At 42.1% G+C, this 17889-nt stretch carries 17 protein-coding genes and 1 pseudogene; all 18 read left to right on the top strand.

The annotated features are described in order from the left end of the window. Window positions 1–10 precede the first annotated feature (10 nt). The gene (purR, locus tag KHB02_RS20385) at window positions 11–829 is read left to right on the top strand and encodes a pur operon repressor (RefSeq protein ID WP_213148328.1); all 819 of its coding nucleotides are present in this window, start codon (window positions 11–13) and stop codon (window positions 827–829) included. 16 nt (window positions 830–845) lie between these two features. Continuing rightward, window positions 846–1220 carry a 2-iminobutanoate/2-iminopropanoate deaminase gene (ridA, locus tag KHB02_RS20380; protein ID WP_213148327.1) on the top strand — a complete coding sequence of 125 codons (375 nt, stop codon included), beginning with the start codon at window positions 846–848 and terminating at the stop codon, window positions 1218–1220. A gap of 151 nt (window positions 1221–1371) precedes the next feature. Next, a complete protein-coding gene (gene spoVG, locus KHB02_RS20375) occupies window positions 1372–1662 on the top strand; it encodes a septation regulator SpoVG (protein WP_003347151.1) in 291 nt (96 codons plus the stop codon). A gap of 322 nt (window positions 1663–1984) precedes the next feature. Beyond that, window positions 1985–3358 (top strand): bifunctional UDP-N-acetylglucosamine diphosphorylase/glucosamine-1-phosphate N-acetyltransferase GlmU, encoded by a 1374-nt coding sequence (gene glmU, locus KHB02_RS20370; RefSeq protein WP_213148326.1) that lies wholly within the window; start codon window positions 1985–1987, stop codon window positions 3356–3358. 24 nt (window positions 3359–3382) lie between these two features. Then, a complete protein-coding gene (locus tag KHB02_RS20365; protein WP_213121142.1) occupies window positions 3383–4339 on the top strand; it encodes a ribose-phosphate diphosphokinase in 957 nt (318 codons plus the stop codon). Between the two features lie 112 nt (window positions 4340–4451). Then, window positions 4452–5087, top strand: a complete 636-nt coding sequence (locus KHB02_RS20360) for a 50S ribosomal protein L25/general stress protein Ctc (RefSeq protein WP_213148325.1) — start codon at window positions 4452–4454, stop codon at window positions 5085–5087. A gap of 238 nt (window positions 5088–5325) precedes the next feature. Next, window positions 5326–5889 (top strand): aminoacyl-tRNA hydrolase, encoded by a 564-nt coding sequence (gene pth / locus KHB02_RS20355; protein ID WP_213148324.1) that lies wholly within the window; start codon window positions 5326–5328, stop codon window positions 5887–5889. A 125-nt stretch (window positions 5890–6014) separates the two neighbouring features. Then, window positions 6015–6245 carry an anti-sigma-F factor Fin gene (locus tag KHB02_RS20350; RefSeq protein WP_213148323.1) on the top strand — a complete coding sequence of 77 codons (231 nt, stop codon included), beginning with the start codon at window positions 6015–6017 and terminating at the stop codon, window positions 6243–6245. 86 nt (window positions 6246–6331) lie between these two features. Continuing rightward, window positions 6332–9868 (top strand): transcription-repair coupling factor, encoded by a 3537-nt coding sequence (mfd, locus tag KHB02_RS20345; RefSeq protein WP_213148322.1) that lies wholly within the window; start codon window positions 6332–6334, stop codon window positions 9866–9868. A 222-nt stretch (window positions 9869–10090) separates the two neighbouring features. Further along, the gene (gene spoVT / locus KHB02_RS20340; protein ID WP_213121138.1) at window positions 10091–10627 is read left to right on the top strand and encodes a stage V sporulation protein T; all 537 of its coding nucleotides are present in this window, start codon (window positions 10091–10093) and stop codon (window positions 10625–10627) included. 201 nt (window positions 10628–10828) lie between these two features. After that, window positions 10829–12451 carry a putative polysaccharide biosynthesis protein gene (locus KHB02_RS20335; protein ID WP_241113991.1) on the top strand — a complete coding sequence of 541 codons (1623 nt, stop codon included), beginning with the start codon at window positions 10829–10831 and terminating at the stop codon, window positions 12449–12451. A gap of 1 nt (window position 12452) precedes the next feature. Then, complete coding sequence (gene yabN / locus KHB02_RS20330; RefSeq protein ID WP_213148321.1) at window positions 12453–13931, top strand: bifunctional methyltransferase/pyrophosphohydrolase YabN; 1479 nt, start codon at window positions 12453–12455, stop codon at window positions 13929–13931. A 77-nt stretch (window positions 13932–14008) separates the two neighbouring features. Then, complete coding sequence (locus KHB02_RS20325; RefSeq protein ID WP_213148320.1) at window positions 14009–14287, top strand: RNA-binding S4 domain-containing protein; 279 nt, start codon at window positions 14009–14011, stop codon at window positions 14285–14287. A gap of 113 nt (window positions 14288–14400) precedes the next feature. Continuing rightward, complete coding sequence (gene yabP, locus KHB02_RS20320) at window positions 14401–14703, top strand: sporulation protein YabP (protein ID WP_213148319.1); 303 nt, start codon at window positions 14401–14403, stop codon at window positions 14701–14703. After that, window positions 14700–15332 carry a spore cortex biosynthesis protein YabQ gene (gene yabQ / locus KHB02_RS20315; RefSeq protein WP_213148318.1) on the top strand — a complete coding sequence of 211 codons (633 nt, stop codon included), beginning with the start codon at window positions 14700–14702 and terminating at the stop codon, window positions 15330–15332. The genes yabP and yabQ overlap by 4 nt, the downstream gene beginning before the upstream one ends. A 12-nt stretch (window positions 15333–15344) precedes the next feature. Continuing rightward, window positions 15345–15728 (top strand): FtsB family cell division protein, encoded by a 384-nt coding sequence (locus KHB02_RS20310; RefSeq protein ID WP_213148317.1) that lies wholly within the window; start codon window positions 15345–15347, stop codon window positions 15726–15728. A 93-nt stretch (window positions 15729–15821) separates the two neighbouring features. Further along, window positions 15822–16256 carry a S1 domain-containing RNA-binding protein gene (locus KHB02_RS20305; RefSeq protein ID WP_213121132.1) on the top strand — a complete coding sequence of 145 codons (435 nt, stop codon included), beginning with the start codon at window positions 15822–15824 and terminating at the stop codon, window positions 16254–16256. A gap of 370 nt (window positions 16257–16626) precedes the next feature. Next, window positions 16627–17889: pseudogene (locus tag KHB02_RS20300) on the top strand (stage II sporulation protein E); the annotation flags it as partial.

The raw sequence follows: 17889 nt of genomic DNA, 5'->3' as shown, positions 1-17889 counted from the left end.
GGGGGTTGTTATGAAATTTCGCCGCAGTGAACGTTTGATAGATATGACAAGTTATCTTCTCGATCATCCTCGCCAGTTAGTGCCGCTTACCTTTTTTGCGGAGCGTTATTCTTCGGCAAAGTCCTCAATCAGTGAAGATTTGGCCATTGTCAAAGAGACGCTTGAAGAAAGGGGAATCGGAACGCTGCAAACTGTACCAGGAGCAGCGGGCGGTGTTAAATTTTTCGTCAAGGTAAGCAAGAGAGAAGCTGAGCCTTTCATTAATGAACTTTGTCAGCTTATCGGCAGTCCTGACCGGCTGTTGCCTGGCGGCTATTTATATTTGACTGATATTTTAGGCAGTCCGCAGGTGGTTCAAAAGGCAGGAAGAATCATTGCTTCGGCCTATGCGGATGCAAAAATTGATGTCGTCATGACAATAGCCACAAAAGGCATACCGCTCGCGTATGCCGTTGCCAGTCAATTAAATGTTCCGGTCGTAATTGTCAGAAGGGACAGCAAAGTGACGGAAGGGCCGACTGTCAGTATTAATTACGTGTCAGGTTCAGCCAAAAGGATACAAACAATGGTTCTTTCCAAGCGAAGCATGAAGGAAGGGGCAAATGTCCTTATTGTTGATGATTTTATGAAGGCGGGCGGTACAGTCTTAGGTATGGTAAGCATGCTTGAGGAGTTCAACGGCCACGTAGCTGGGATTGCTGTTTTAGTCGAAGCGGAGAAAACTGAGGACCGGTTAGTGGATGACTACTTATCGTTAGTTAAGCTGTCGTATGTAGATGTTAAAGGAAAAAGTATCAATGTCGAAGTGGGAAACTTTTTTGATAGGTAAAGGAGAGGAATATACGATGAAAGTTGTACAAACCAATCAAGCCCCGGCTGCAATCGGCCCATACTCGCAAGGTATTATTGTAAACAATATGTTCTACAGCTCTGGACAAATTCCGTTAACTGCTGAAGGAACAATGGTAACAGGGGATGTAAAAGAACAGACACATCAAGTGTTCCGCAATTTGCAGGCTGTTCTGAGTGAAGCTGGTGCTTCATTAGAAACCGTCGTAAAGGCCACTGTCTTTATCAAAAACATGGACGAATTTGCCGAAGTTAATGAAGTCTATGGAGAATATTTTTCCGTCCACAAACCAGCCAGATCCTGCGTAGAAGTGGCTCGTCTTCCAAAAGACGCCTTAGTTGAAATCGAAGTAGTAGCGCTCGTAAAATAATACGGGCGTTTTTTTTTGTCAGCCAAAAGCCAAAATTTACAAATGTTCACCAATTTGCCCTAATTTTTCAAAAAATTTTTTAAAAATAAAGAAGGAAAACGCAAAATCTTGTTGAATTATTAATCTAACATTGAGAAAAGGGTGTGAGCACATGGAAGTAACTGACGTAAGACTACGCCGCGTTAATACTGACGGTCGTATGAGAGCGATTGCATCAATCACATTAGATAATGAGTTCGTTGTTCACGACATTCGCGTTATTGACGGAAACAACGGTTTGTTTGTCGCTATGCCAAGTAAACGGACTCCTGATGGAGAATTTCGTGATATTGCGCATCCAATCAATTCAGGAACACGTGGAAAAATCCAAGAAGCTGTATTGGCTGAGTACCACCGTTTAGGTGAATTAGAAGTAGAATTCGAAGAAGCCGGAGCTTCCTGAAGATAATCAACTAGGGCCTTTCTTCTGAGTAAGGCTCTTTTTATTATTTAAAAACCCCCCCTCTCATCTCCCCTCAAAAGTAATTTTCCCAATCTAAAAAAAGCGCAATATTATGACATTAGACACATTTCGTTCATTCCTTGAAATGAAACCCCATATACGATAATATTTTTAGTGGATAAAGTGAAACTTCAATCAGTGGGTGGTTTTTACCCACTGATTGTTAGTTGAACAGAATCGGGCTTTTACGGGCAGTTGGCCCAGCGGGGCTTACTGCCCGTTAATGCGGGATAAAAAGGTTAATTAAATGGAGGATCAGTCCATGTCTAATCGTTTTGCTGTGATTTTGGCCGCCGGGCAAGGAACGCGGATGAAATCAAAGCTTTATAAGGTATTGCACCCAGTGTGCGGAAAACCAATGGTACAGCATGTTGTAGATCAAGTCAAAAAACTTGATATTAAGGATATCGTGACCATCATCGGCCATGGTGCTGAAAAGGTACGGGCCCAATTAGGTGATGAGAGTCTGTATGCCCTTCAAGAAAAGCAGCTAGGGACAGCTCATGCGGTGATGCAGGCTGCCGGCATGCTTGAGGGGAAAGAAGGAACAACGATAGTCGTATGCGGAGATACGCCGCTCATTAAAGCAGAAACGATGGAGGCTTTATTTAAAGAGCATGTAGAAGCAAAGGCAAAAGCCTCGATTCTTACGGCAAAAATCGACAATCCTACCGGTTATGGCCGTATTGTTCGCAATGAAAGCGGTTTTGTTGAAAAAATCGTGGAGCATAAAGATGCCACGGAAGAAGAGCGGAAAATCAATGAAATAAACACAGGAACATACTGCTTTGATAATCAGGCTTTATTCGATGCCCTGAAAAATGTTTCAAATGATAATGTGCAGGGAGAATATTACTTACCGGACGTTATTGAAATCTTGAAAAAGCAGGGAGAAATCGTTACAGCTTACCAAACTGAAGATTTGGATGAAACTCTAGGGGTTAATGACCGCGTGGCTTTGGCAGAAGCAGAACGGATTATGCGTGGGCGCATTAATGAAGCCCAAATGCGTAATGGGGTAACCATTATTGACCCGCAAAACAGCTATATCGAAGCTGATGTACAAATTGGACCTGATACGGTTATCCATCCAGGAACAATCCTAAAAGGTGACACTGTTATCGGGGCAGATTGCATCATTGGCCCACATACAGAAATTGCAAACTGCCATGTTGGCGATGAGACGGTTATCCGTCAATCTGCCGCTTATAATAGTTCGATTGGCTCCCATGTCAATATTGGACCGTTCGCCCATATCCGCCCGGATTCTGCAATTGCTGATGAGGTGAAAATCGGCAACTTTGTGGAAATCAAAAAGGCTGTATTCGGTAAAGGAAGCAAAGCGTCCCATCTCAGCTATATCGGTGATGCGGAGGTTGGCAGCGACGTCAATATCGGCTGCGGCTCTATCACGGTTAATTACGATGGCAAAAATAAATATTTAACAAAGATTGAAGATCATGTGTTTATTGGCTGTAATTCCAACTTGGTTGCCCCGGTCACGATTGGCGAAGGAGCCTATGTGGCTGCTGGTTCCACTGTCACAAAGAATGTTCCAGGCAATGCATTGGCGATTGCCAGAGCACATCAAGTGAATAAAGAAAATTATGTTGAAAAGCTTAATATAAAGAAATAAGCGAAATTAAAATGGAGGGCCCTCATGTCGAACCAATATTTAGATCCAAACTTAAAGGTATTTAGTTTAAACTCCAATGTTGCACTAGCTAGAGAAATTGCCAAGGTAATTGGGGTAGAGCTTGGAAAGAGCTCGGTTACAAGATTTAGTGATGGTGAAATTCAAATTAATATTGAAGAGAGTATCCGCGGCTGTGATGTCTATGTCATCCAATCGACAAGCGCGCCAGTAAATGAAAATATCATGGAACTATTAATCATGATTGATGCGCTAAAGAGGGCTTCTGCCAAAACAATCAATATTGTTATGCCTTATTATGGCTATGCCCGTCAGGACCGGAAAGCGCGCGCCCGTGAACCAATCACTTCGAAATTAGTGGCCAATCTGCTTGAGACTGCCGGTGCGACCCGCGTGCTGACTCTTGATTTGCATGCACCGCAGATCCAAGGGTTTTTCGATATTCCGATCGATCATCTTATGGGTGTGCCGATTTTATCGGAATACTTTAGAAATAAAGAATTAAATGGTGATATTGTGGTTGTTTCGCCAGACCATGGCGGCGTAACGAGAGCCAGAAAAATGGCTGAACGCCTAAAGGCACCAATCGCAATTATCGACAAACGCCGTCCAAGACCAAATGTGGCAGAGGTTATGAATATCGTTGGTAACATTGAAGGCAAAGTTGCCATTTTGATTGACGATATTATTGATACAGCAGGGACCATTACCCTTGCCGCTAACGCGTTAGTAGAAAACGGGGCAAAAGAAGTTTATGCCTGCTGTACACATCCAGTTTTATCAGGCCCTGCCATTGAAAGAATTCAGAATTCCAAAATCAAAGAATTAGTTGTAACAAATTCTATTGATCTTCCGGAAGAAAAGAAAATTGAAAAAATCCAAAGCTTGTCTGTTGCGCCATTAATCGGCGAAGCGATTATTCGCATCCACGAAGAGCAATCAGTCAGCACATTGTTTGATTAATCTAATGTGAACAGTCCCCGCTTTTCTAAAAAGAAACAGTACAAAGATGTTTAGACCTTCCTTTTTTGGGGAAATTTTATATAGATAAATGAAATAGGAAGGTGGACTATACATGAGTACTGTTTTACAAGCGAAGGAGCGGAAGGAGCTGCGCCGTTCGGAATTGAGGAAAATCCGCGATAACGGCAATATCCCTGCTGTGGTATATGGAGCAAAGGTTGAGAGCAAGCCGGTGTTTGTCAGTGGGGCTGATTTTACAAAAACCATTCGCACTGTAGGCAGAAATGGAATCATTTCACTCGATGTTGATGGCAGCAAACAGGATGTTATATTAACGGCTTACCAAGAGAATGCCATTAAAAAAGAAGTTATTCATGTTGATTTTCTGGCCGTTGATAAGTCTTCTAAAGTAACAGTTGATGTAAGACTTGTTCTAGCTGGAGAAGCAGCCGGCGTAAAGGACGGCGGCGTTCTGCAGCAGCCATTGCATCAGCTTTCCATTACGACTACACCAGACAATATTCCGCCGCAGATTGAAGTAGATGTTTCTCATTTGCAGGTAGGCGAAACTATTCTGGCAGGGGATATTCCGGCGTTTGATTTTACGATTAATCATGAGGATAGTGAAGTAATTGCCTCCATTCTGCCTCCTAAGGTAGAAGAGGAAATTAATGCTGGCGAGCAGCAGGAGGGCGGCCACCCTGACAACGAAGAAGGCAGGGAAACAGAGCCTGAAGGGAAAGAATAGAAATAGACGTAACCTAGCTTTAGGTTACGTCTTTTGTTGGCTAATAAGAACGTATAAACTTTCTGTCGAAAGCTTTATACGTTCTTAACGCATAAATTCAACTACCCCTCTGTCTTCGTCCTATCGGACTCGCCAATCGGCGAGTTTTCATTTACATAACTAATAGATACGGGAGTAGACAATGTTAAAAAATTTTTTTAACAGGCGGGCGAAACAGGAAGAGGAGGCGGGAGTCCCTATGAAATTAATTGTTGGCTTAGGCAACCCCGGGAAGCAGTACGACCAAACACGGCACAATGTCGGCTTTGAAGTCATTGACGAATTGTCTAACCGGCTGCAAATCCCCCTTAATCAGTCAAAATTTAAAGGGTTGTACGGCATGGGCAATCACAAAGGGGAAAAGGTATTGCTGCTAAAGCCGCTGACCTATATGAATTTATCTGGTGAATCTATCAGTGCGGTGATGGATTATTATAAAATAGAGCTAGAAGATCTGGTCGTTATCTATGATGATCTGGATTTGCCGGTTGGGAAAATCCGCCTGCGGCAAAAGGGAAGTCCAGGCGGTCATAATGGAATAAAATCTGCAGTGGCCCATCTTGGCACTCAAGCCTTTAACCGTATCCGGATTGGAATTGACCGGCCGCACCCTCCGGGAATCAGTGTTCCTGACTATGTGCTAGGAAGGTTCCGTCCGGAAGAGCAGCAGCCAATCAAAGAAGCGGTGCAAAAAAGTGCCGATGCCTGTGAGGCATGGCTGGAAAGGCCATTTTTGCAGGTTATGAACGATTATAATCAGTGAATTGTTCATGATAAAGAAGTATCTCTCATACAATAAAGACAAGAAACGGGAGAGTGGAGAATGAATAAGTTCCTCCTGCAAGGTTCATACTATTATTAGGGAATCTTGAGATCAGGAGGGATTATATGGCCATCCATTACCATTGCCGACATTGTGGCTCAAATCTTGGTTCAATTCAGCAAACATCGATCCATTCGGAAGCGCTTGGGCTTCATAGATTAACGGACCAAGAGAGACAGGATATGGTTACTTATGATAATTCGGGAGAAATTCATATAAAGGCAATTTGCGAGGACTGTCAGGAAGCATTAGAGAAGAATCCAGATTTTCACCAATATGATTATCTTATTCATTAACCAGCTTTGGAGGGAAAATCCAAAGCGTTTTTCTATTTAAGAAATGAACTTGATAGAAGCATACATGTACGGGAGGAGGAGAAACCTTGGAGGCGTTAAAATCACTATTTCTTCAGCAGGAAGATATTTACTCAGTTATTTCCGGAGTGGAAGAGGGCTTAAGGGAACAGCTTATTGCGGGCCTTTCCGGCTCATCGAGAACAGTGCTGACGGCTGCAATCTACGAAAAAATGAAAAGACCCATAATGGTTGTCACCCATAATTTGCTGCAGGCACAAAAACTTTATGATGACATTGCAAATTTAGTGAATGAAAAGGAAGTTTTTCTTTTTCCTGCAAATGAGTTAATTGCTGCTGAAATGAGCATTGCCAGTCCAGAGCTCAAGGCACAGCGGATGGAAGCCTTAAATTATTGGAGCAAACAGACCAGGGGAATCATGATTGTCCCGATTGCCGGATTAAAGAAAATCCTCCCTCCAAAATCACTGTGGGAAAAATACCAGCTTTCCTTAAAAGTAGGAGAAGATATCAATCTTGAGTCCTTGTTAAACATTCTCGTGCAAATGGGATATGTACGGGGAGAAATGGTATCCACACCGGGAGAATTTAGTGTAAGAGGCGGCATCATTGATATTTATCCATTAACAGAGGAAAACCCGCTGCGTATTGAACTGTTTGATACGGAAATCGATTCAATTCGTTATTTTTCTCTAGAGGACCAAAGGTCAAAGGAAAAGGTGTCGGAGGTCTTTATCGGACCAGCAACTGAGGTATTGTTAGAGGCAGAACACTATAGCCGCATGGTTGGAAAAATAGAAGATGGTTTAGGGATTAGTCTAAGGAAATTAAAAAATGATAAAGCAAAAATTGAGCTTAGCCAAAATATCAGCTTCGAGCTCGAGCAGTTGAAAAATGGCCAAAAGCCTGATCAGGTTTTTAAATACCTGTCATTGGCCTATGAAACCCCTAGTAGTTTACTAGACTATCTGCCTAAGAACGGGCTGGTTATAATTGATGAAATCAGCAGGATTCAAGAGATGAATGAATCCCTTGTGAAAGAGGAGGCAGAGTGGTATACAGCTTTGCTTGCTGAGGGGCAAATTATCCATGATGTGCAAATATCCCACGATTTGCAGGCGTTTTTGCAAAGAAAGCAATTTCCAATTCTTTATATGTCGTTATTTTTACGGCATGTGGCCAATACAAGCCCGCAAAATATTATTAATATTTCCTGCCGGTCGATGCAGAATTTCCACGGGCAGATGCATTTGTTGAAATCAGAAATAGATAGATGGAAAAAAGGGAATTATACCATTTTATTTTTAGGGGCTAATGAAGAGAGAGTTGCTAAGCTAGAACGGGTGCTCGAAGACTATGAAATTGACGCAAGTATTACCTCCGAGAACCAGCAGCTTTTACCGGGAAAGATTCAGATTATAAGAGGAAATCTACAGACAGGGTTTGAACTTTCAATTCAGAAAATTGCCGTTATTACGGAGGAAGAGCTCTTTAATAAACGGGTGAAACGGTCCTCCAGCCGTCAAAAGCTATCCAATGCCGAGCGGATTAAAAGCTACTCGGAGTTGAAGATTGGTGATTATGTTGTTCATGTGAATCATGGAATAGGAAAGTATTTAGGCATTGAAACTCTTGTGATAAACGGGATTCATAAGGATTATCTACATATCCGCTATCAAGGGACAGATAAGCTCTATGTACCTGTAGAACAAATCGACCTTGTCCAAAAGTATGTCGGTTCCGAAGGAAAAGAGCCGAAAATCTATAAACTTGGCGGCACTGATTGGAAGAAGGTAAAGAAAAAGGTTCAATCATCGGTAGAGGATATTGCCGACGATTTAATCAAATTATATGCCGAGCGGGAAGCGGCAGTCGGTTACGCCTTTACGCCGGACGGAGATATGCAGCGGGAGTTTGAAACATCGTTTGCTTACCGTGAAACAGATGACCAGCTTCGATCGATTCATGAAATCAAAAAGGATATGGAAAGGCCGCGGCCAATGGACCGGTTATTATGCGGCGATGTCGGTTATGGGAAAACAGAGGTCGCCATCCGCGCCGCTTTTAAAGCGATTGCCGACGGTAAACAGGTGGCATTCCTTGTTCCGACGACGATTTTAGCACAGCAGCATCACGAAACATTAAGAGAGAGATTTCAAGATTTTCCGATTAATATCGGCTTATTAAGCAGGTTCCGTACGAAAAAACAACAAACAGAAACAATCAAAGGGCTGAAGGCAGGAACTGTGGATATAGTCGTTGGCACCCATCGCCTGCTCTCAAAAGACATTGTTTATCATGATTTGGGATTGTTAATTATTGATGAGGAACAAAGATTTGGTGTTACACATAAAGAGAAAATCAAAAAACTGAAAACAAATATTGATGTGTTAACCTTAACGGCGACACCAATCCCAAGAACGCTGCATATGTCGATGCTTGGCGTCAGGGACTTATCGGTCATTGAAACGCCGCCGGAAAACCGTTTTCCAGTGCAGACCTATGTAATGGAATACAATGGTGCCTTGGTAAGGGAAGCGATTGAGCGCGAGCTTGCCCGCGACGGACAAGTATACTTTTTATATAACCGCGTCGAGGATATCGACCGGAAGGCAGAGGAAATTTCCATGCTGGTGCCGGACGCAAGGGTCACCTTTGCCCATGGCCAGATGTCGGAAAACGAGCTTGAATCGGTGATGCTTGGTTTCTTGGCGGGTGATTTCGATGTCCTTGTCAGTACGACCATTATTGAAACGGGTGTCGATATACCGAATGTTAATACTTTGATTGTCCATGATGCCGATCGCATGGGACTCTCCCAGCTTTATCAGCTCCGCGGCCGGGTCGGAAGATCAAACAGGGTGGCCTATGCTTATTTCACATATCGGAAGGATAAGGTTTTGACAGAGGTAGCTGAAAAACGTCTCGAGGCGATAAAAGAATTTACCGAGTTAGGTTCCGGTTTTAAAATTGCGATGAGGGACCTGTCCATCCGCGGTGCAGGAAATTTACTCGGCGCCCAGCAGCATGGATTTATTGATTCAGTAGGGTTTGACCTTTATTCGCAAATGCTCAAAGAGGCAATTGAGGAACGGAAGGGTGACCTTAAGGCTGAGGCAAAACCTTCAGTGGAAATTGACCTTGAAATTGATGCCTATATTCCAGATTCCTATATCCGGGACGGCCATCAAAAAATCGAAATGTATAAACGCTTCAGAGGAGCTTTGGCACTTGAGGATATTGACGAGCTGCAGTCTGAAATGCTCGACCGCTTTGGTGAATATCCTGACGAGGTCGGCTACCTATTCCAAATTGCCGAAATGAAGGTATACGCCATCCAAAATGGCGTAGAGCTGATTAAACAGGTCAAGCAGGATGTCACGATTTTATTAACGGAAGAAATGACAAACACGATTGAAGGCAGCAAGCTTTTCCATATTGGCAACCGCTTTGGAAGAGCCGTTACCCCGGGTATGGAAGGACGTAAGCTGAAAATCATGATTAAAACAAAGGACCTTGAGACTGCACAATGGCTTAATATTGTGTTTGAAATGATCAAGGGAATTTCTTTGGCGAAAAAAGAACAGGGAAATCCTGTGAATTAACGAAAAGGGCCTGACCCCAACATTAACGCATTAAAGCGGGGTTCAGGCCCTTTTATGTGATGTTGGGAATCTTTCCTGAATATGTGAAAAAAATATGTCCTATGTGAATAGAACTTTCCAGTTGAAAGATACTAAGTTCAAAGTTGGTGATGATTTCAATTAAAGGAAATTAAGTCACTCACCAAGTTGAAAAATCATCAGATGAAAGTGAGGCAACATTGGATGAAAGCAACTGGAATAGTTCGTCGAATCGATGATTTGGGTCGTGTTGTAATTCCTAAAGAAATACGCAGAACGCTGCGTATCCGTGAAGGGGATCCGTTAGAGATCTTCGTGGACCGGGATGGAGAAGTCATTTTAAAGAAGTATTCACCAATCAGCGAATTAAGCGATTTTGCCAAAGAATATGCTGAAGCCCTATTTGACAGCCTCGGTAATCCTGTTTTAATTTGTGATAGAGATGCGTATATTGCTGTTGCAGGCGGTTCTAAGAAAGATTATTTAAATAAAAATATCAGTGATTTAGTCGAGAAAACAATGGAGGATCGCAACTCCATGCTCAGTACCCAGCAGGGCGATGTTGCCTTGGTTGAGGGTAACGACGAACCAGTAACATCTTATACAATCGGGCCAATAATTGCAAATGGCGACCCGATTGGGGCAGTTATCATTTTTTCAAAGGAAGGCTCCCTTGGTGAGGTTGAACAAAAGGCAGTTGAAACGGCCGCAGGTTTCCTCGCTAGACAAATGGAGCAATAAAATGCGGTATAACATTAAAAAAGGCAGCCAGCGCTGCCTTTTTTAATGTTTGCTAATAAAAAGGAGTGAAATTTTTACAAAATTTCACCCTTTCTTAACGCATAAATTCAACTACGTCTCATGAACCGTCCTATCGGACTCGCCAATCGACGAGTTTTCATTTATAATGATTCCGCGTATGCTTATTAGGCAGGTGAAACTGTGAAAAATATCAATCCTTCAAAGGCTGTGTTTAAAGGGGCCTTTATTTTAGCTTTATCGGCACTGATCACCAAAATTTTAAGTGCCTTTTACCGTATTCCCTTTCAAAACATTGTCGGGGATATCGGGTTTTACATATATCAGCAGGTTTATCCCTTTTACGGGGTGGCTGTTGTTCTTTCTACTACCGGATTTCCGGTTGTCATATCAAAGCTGTATGCTGAGCTGCTGGAAAAAGGCGACCAGGAAAAATCACGCCTTCTTCTTTTTTTATCGTTTATCTATTTGCAGATATTCGGTCTTCTTTGTTTTATTGTTCTTTATTTTGGGGCCAGCCAGCTGTCTCTTTGGATGAAGGATCCTCATCTGGCCGTCATCATCCGGGTGGTTTCGATCGTTTTTTTAACCTTTCCATTTGTCTCCGTTTTGCGGGGCTATTATCAGGGAAAAGGAGATATGGTACCGACCGCTTTATCTCAAGTGGCAGAACAAACAATCCGCGTTGTTACGATTCTTTTTCTATCATGGATATTAATGGAAAAAGGGGTTTCCCTCTATCTTGTCGGCGGGGGAGCAATGTTTGGGTCGATTACAGGCAGTTTGGTTTCAGGCCTTATTTTGTTTATGTTCTTGTGGATTCGTAAAGAATGGAAACTAATGGAACCAAATAAAGGGAATTTAAAGACGAGCGCCCTTCAGGTAAAGCGGATTTTTAAGGCGCTCACGTTTCAAGGACTTACTATTTGTGTCAGCGGCATGCTGATGATTTTTATTCAAATGGCGGATTCTTTAAACCTCTATTCTCTGCTCGTTTCAAATGGAACCCCCGGGGATATGGCAAAAAGCTTAAAAGGAATCTTTGACCGCGGCCAGCCGCTCATCCAGCTGGGAACGATTGCAGCTTCTTCGATGTCATTAACGCTGGTGCCGTTGATCAGCCGCGAGAGGCTTGCTTCCAAGCCGGAATTTTTACAACACAAAATTCAATTGGCGCTAAAGGTAAGTATCGTTATTGGCGTAGGGGCTTCGGCTGGATTATGGGCGATTATTCGCCCGGCCAACACTATGCTGTTTGAGAATGATTATGGTTCAGATGTTTTAGGGATGCTTAGTTTTGTTATTTTGTTTACATCATTGATTGCAACAATTGTCGCCATTCTCCAGGGATTAGGCAGTTTTGCCCTTCCAGCTTTGGCGGTAGCTGCAATATTTCCCGTTAAGTATGTACTAAATATGATATTCGTACCAATGTTAGGAACAATGGGGGCAGCTCTTTCTACTTTGTTGTCGCTTGGCATTATTATCATTTTATTAATTATTCATTTTAAAAAAATAGCAGCCATCCCGCTTTTTCATCTTCGCTTAATAGGGACTGTTTTTTTTGCGGCGCTAGCTATGGTTCTATTTTTGAAAGGCTGGCTGTTTCTGGCGGAACATCTATTAGAACCACTCGGATTAAGCCGCTTTGGTGCAGCTATCCAGTCTTTAAGTGCGGTATTTTCCGGTGGAATTCTATTTACGTTGATTATTATTAGAGGACGCACTTTTCTTGAGGAAGAGCTTGCCCTTTTCCCGTTTGGCAGCAAACTCATTCATTTTATGGCTCGAAAGGATCGAAGATAATATGGCGAAAAAAATTGAAATTGTCGGCTTAGGTGCGGGCGACCTGGAGCAGCTGCAGGTCGGCGTATATCGAAAACTTATTAAAGGACGGCGGCTTTTTTTACGAACAAAGGAGCATCCGGTAGTCGCACAGTTAGTAAAAGAAGGAATGGTTTATACTTCGTTTGATTCCGTGTATGAAAAGCATGAGCAGTTTGAGGATGTCTATCAGGAAATTGCCGAAACCTTGCTGGAGAAGGCGCAATCGGAATCAGAATCAGTAACCTATGCTGTGCCGGGGCATCCCCTTGTGGCAGAGCGGACGGTTCAAATTCTTTTGGAAAATGGGGCAAAGGCCGGGGTTGAAATTATCATTGTCGGAGGTCAAAGCTTTATCGATGCCTTATTCACTTCTTTAAAAATTGACCCCATTGACGGGTTTCAGCTGTTAGACGGCACTTCGCTTCAGGCTGGCCAGATCCAAATAGACCAGCATATCATCATCAGCCAGGTTTATGATGCCTTTGTTGCTTCGAATGTGAAATTAACCTTAATGGAGCAGCTCCCGGATGATTATGAGGTATATATTGTCTCGGCAGCAGGCAGTCAGGAAGAGTCAATTATGAAAGTACCTTTATATGAATTAGACCGGAATTTATCTATTGATAATTTAAGGTCCATCTATGTTCCTCCAGTACAGGAGGAAGAAATTTTATGGAGAACCTTCCCCAAGCTGCGCAACATTATTGCCGTCTTGAGGGGACCAAATGGCTGCCCATGGGATAAAGAACAAACCCATGAGTCATTAAAGAAATATTTAATTGAAGAAACGTATGAAGTGATTGAGGCGATTAATAGCGAGGATATTGACCATCTCATCGAAGAATTGGGAGATGTTCTGTTGCAGGTTATGCTGCACGCGCAAATTGGCGAGGATGATGGATATTTTTCCATTGAGGATGTGATTGAAGGCTTGTCCGCGAAGATGGTCCGCCGCCATCCTCATGTTTTTGGAAATGCTGAAGCGACCAATGCCGATGAGGTGGTAAAGAATTGGCAGGAGATTAAGAAGCAGGAAAAAGGGGAGGAACTCGCTGATGTCTCCTTGCTTGCTGGAGTTTCGCTGGCCCTGCCTAATCTGCTGCGTGCCTATGAGCTCCAAAAGAAAGCGGCAAAGGTGGGCTTTGATTGGAAGGAAATCGGCCCTGCTTTGGAGAAAGTTAAAGAGGAGCTGGATGAATTTATTGCCGAACTTGATGGAACGGAAGAAGGCCGTGCCCGTGCAAATAAAGAATTCGGCGATTTATTGTTTGCGTTTGTCAATGTAGCCCGATTTTTAAAAATTAATCCGGAAGAAGCTTTGTTTGCAACAAATGAAAAGTTTATCCGGCGTTTTCAGTACATTGAAGAGAAGGTAAAAATGAGCGGAAAAGCGATCGAAGCCCATTCCCTAAAGGAATTGGATCAATACTGGGATGAGGCAAAATTAAAAGGGCTATGATGCATGGGGACGGTTCTCATGCATCAATGCTGGAATTAACCTAAAATTTAAGGGGTTTTAGAAGGGGTAGAGTTAACATGCGCTTAGATAAATTTTTAAAGGTATCAAGGTTAATTAAAAGAAGAACGCTGGCAAAAGAAGTGTCAGACCAAGGAAGAATTGAAATCAACGGCAAGGAAGCAAAGGCAAGTTCCACGGTAAAGGTCGGAGATGAATTAACACTCCGCCTCGGCCCTAGGAGAATTACCGTCAAAATTGAACGAATTCAGGAGACTACCCGTAAGGAAGAAGCAGCGGAAATGTATACAATTCTAAAAGAAGAACGCGTTGGCTATTCCGAGGAGCAAAACGACTAATGATGTTCTAATTCTTTTACCTCACACATAGAAATGTACAAAAAGGTTGTACAAATAGAAAAGCTCAAGCGCCTTGGCGCTGAAGCTGGACAAATGATTGTGAGGGATGAAGGATGAGCCAATATTATGATAATACTCCTGCTAAAAGCAGTATTCCTGACCATGATGTGATTATGAGAGGGAGAAAGCTTCTAGATATTACCGGTGTAAAGCAAGTGGAAAGCTTTGATAATGAGGAGTTTTTATTAGAAACTTCAATGGGCTTTTTAGCGATCAAGGGACAAAACCTGCAAATGAAAAACCTCGATGTTGAAAAAGGAATCGTTTCAATTAAAGGGAAAATATTCGATTTGGTCTATCTTGATGAACACCATGGGGAGAAAGCTAAAGGATTCTTTAGCAAGTTATTCAAATGACCCTTTCCGCGCAATTTCTGACGATGCTTTCTATGATTGGCATGGGGTCATTATTTGGCGCCATGCTTGACACGTACCATCGGTTTTTAAAGAGGCCCCATCGAAAAGGCTGGATTGTATTTTTAAATGATCTGTTATTTTGGATGATTCAAGCCTTACTAATATTTTACGCGTTATTTTTAGCGAATAACGGAGAATTGCGGTTTTATATTTTTGTTGCTCTTCTATGTGGCTTCGCCGCCTATCAAAGCTTATTAAAAGCGATGTACCTGAGGCTCCTGGAGCTTTTGATTGAGACTGTCATCTCCGTCTCCCAATTTACAAAAAGAACTTTCCTCCTCTTAATTTATAAACCAATTGTCGGACTGATCCAGCTTGTCATCGCCATCCTATTAACATTTGGCAGGGGGTTATTATCCCTTGTCAAATTTATTTGGAAGGTCCTTCTTTATATCCTGAACGTGCTATTTGTCATTGTGAAGAAGATTTTGTTTGTTTTTTGGAAACTTTTGCCGAAAGGTATTAAAAAATCCGTCGAGAAGTTATATAATAGAACGGCAGGAAAATCCAAGGAAATCGTGAATTATATTAGTAAGTGGATGGACAAGTTGAGAAAAAGAAAAGAGTAAGGAAGGATATAAATGGGAGCAGAACGACAAAAAGCAGTATCAAAAATCCAAACAGCTTATGTCCAACAGCAGGAATATGCTGAAATTGCATCAGCCCGCAGGAAAAAGCTGCTTCTCAGAAGGCTGTCGCTGTTTTTTGTGTTTGCCTGTTTGCTTTCTTATTTTATGATATCCAGTTATCTTTCCCAAACAAGAATCTTGGAGGCGAAAGTGGCGGAGAAGCGGAAGCTTAATCATCAGCTGGCAGATTTAAAAAAGCAAGAGAAGATATTAAAAGAGAACATCGTCAAATTAAATGATGATGATTACATTGCGAAGCTTGCCCGCAAAGAGTATTTTTTCTCGGACAAGAACGAAATAATCTTTAATATTCCAGACGAAAAGAAGGAAAAATGAACCAATAAGTAGTGTTATTGACACTCAATTTTCCCTTTCTGTATAATATATAGTAAGTTGATTTTTAAATTTTTAAGGAGGAACATTTTTTTTATGTCAATCGAAGTAGGCAGCAAGTTACAGGGAAAGGTGACAGGCATTACTAATTTCGGAGCGTTTGTGGAGCTGCCGGATGGTTCAACAGGACTCGTTCACATCAGTGAGGTCGCAGACAACTATGTAAAAGATATTAATGACCATCTTAAAGTTGGCGACCAGGTTGAAGTGAAGGTTCTTAATGTTGAGAAAGACGGAAAGATTGGACTATCCATTAAGAAGGCTAAAGATAGACCGGAACCAGAGAAAAAACATTCGCATTCCCATTCACAACGTCCTCGTCAGGGAAGGGCAAACGATCGTAATAATAATAGGCCGGAATCCTTCGAGCAAAAAATGGCAAGATTCTTAAAAGACAGTGAAGATCGTTTATCTTCCCTTAAGCGGCACACCGAGTCCAAGCGTGGAGGAAGAGGAGCTAGACGGGGTTAACTTGCTGCAGACTTTTTAAACAAATAGAGCAGGCTTTACAAAAAGACAGGTCATAATGGCCTGTCTTTTTTTAGCTAATAAGAAAGTATAAACTTTCTGTCGAAAGCTTTATACTTTCTTAACGCATAAATTCAACTACCCCTCTGTCTTCGTCCTATCGGACTCGCCAATCGGCGAGTTTTCATTTATGTACCAATATATATTAAAAACTTTGAAATAATGACAGCAAATTAAGATAGATAATATTATTTGAATGAAAATAGTGAAAACCGTCGAACGATTCTTTGAACTCGTTCACTATTTTGACAAACTTTTAAATCTAGCAAACTTATAATAGATTCTAACAATAATGAATCGGGAGTGTGGATATATGGAAAAGCCAAATGCGAGTTTAATAGAACCGATCGGGGAAGTCAATCTTCACACGCCAAAATGGAATTTGAACTATGGATTTAAAAAGCTTCAATTTATGCTAGAGTCCTTTTTCATTAAAAAAGGATTTCTATTATTAATCGTAGGATTTTTACTTGGACGAGCCCTGATATTGGCAAAGCTGACTCCGTTTAGTCTGCCCTTTTTTGCCGCTGTTTATTTTATTAAAAAGGATCGGGCACCGCTTGCCTTGATTGGACTGGTTACAGGGGCTGCTACCCTGTCATTAGGAAATGCCGCCTTTACCTTTATTGTCACTTTTCTGTTCTTATTCATCTACCGTATCAGTCAAAAATGGTTGAACAATGAGATGAGAGCGCTGCCCTTTTTTGTTGGGATTATTTTAGGGCTTTCGAAATTGGCTGAAGCCTTTATTCTCTCCCGAGCAATAACCCTTTATGATGTCATGATGGTTGGGGTTCAGGCCAGCCTTGCCTTTATTTTGACGATGATTTTCCTGCAGAGCATTCCACTGCTAACGGCTAATAAACGCAGGCAGCTATTAAAAACAGAAGAAATCGTCTGCTTGATCATCATGCTGGCTTCGATAATGACGGGAACGATTGGCTGGAAGGTCTATGATCTATCGCTTGAACATGTCTTGTCCCGTTATTTGGTTCTCGTCTTTTCTTTTATAGCAGGGGCAACAGTCGGATCAACGGTTGGAGTTGTCACTGGTCTAATTTTCAGCCTGGCAAGTGTGTCGAGTTTCTATCATATGAGTCTATTAGCCTTCTCAGGTGTTTTAGGGGGTCTTCTCAAGGAAGGGAAAAAGATTGGTGTATCAGTCGGCTTGTTTATCGCTACCCTGCTAATTGGCATGTACGGTGAAGGGGGCGGCTCACTACTGTTGACAATCTATGAAACAGCGGCAGCTATTTGTTTATTCCTATTAACACCCCAAAGCTTAACCTCCAGACTGGCAAAGTATATACCCGGAACACCCGAGCATATGGCTGAGCAGCAAAAATATATGAGAAAAATGCGCGATGTAACGGCCCAAAGGGTTTCGCAATTTTCAAATGTCTTTCATGCCCTCTCCAAAAGCTTTTCACAAACGGATGCATTTCCTGTTGAAAATGAAGATGAGCGGGAAATGGATTACTTCATGAGCCATGTAACCGAAAAGACATGCCAAACGTGCTTTAAAAAAGAGCAGTGCTGGGCAAAGAATTTTAGTACAACCTATGCCTGCATGGAG

It is taken from the genome of Neobacillus citreus, from assembly GCF_018343545.2.
In the GTDB taxonomy this organism is placed as follows: Bacteria; Bacillota; Bacilli; order Bacillales; family Cytobacillaceae; genus Neobacillus; species Neobacillus citreus.
This window is presented reverse-complemented; position numbering and strand designations above follow the sequence as displayed.